The following is a 241-nucleotide window of genomic DNA, read 5'->3' as shown; positions in this document are numbered from 1 at the left end:
AGCCAAGGCTTAATATTTGAGGTTAAAGGCAATAGCGTTATTGTAGAAGATAAATTACCCCGCAGTTATCAGGGCAGTAATAAACAAGGGTCACAACTGACCATTTACCTGCCAAAACAGCTAGGTTTAGATGCCGAGGGAGTATCAGCCAGTTATCAATTATCACAGCTAAATGGCCAAATATCGTTAGCGTTAGTCAGCGGCAACATTAACGCCCAACAACTTAGTGGCAATACTAAAC

Annotated in this window: 1 protein-coding gene; it reads left to right on the top strand. The window is 41.5% G+C overall.

The features are described 5' to 3' along the window. A partial coding sequence (locus tag AAEY79_RS16185) for a hypothetical protein (protein WP_352289753.1) occupies positions 1-241 on the top strand: 241 nt, incomplete at both ends.

The organism is Psychrobacter sp. GW64-MNA-CIBAN-0177 (assembly GCF_040309585.1).
GTDB lineage: Bacteria > Pseudomonadota > Gammaproteobacteria > Pseudomonadales > Moraxellaceae > Psychrobacter > Psychrobacter okhotskensis.
Note: the sequence above shows the minus strand (reverse complement) of the source record. Positions and strands in the feature narration are given on the sequence as shown.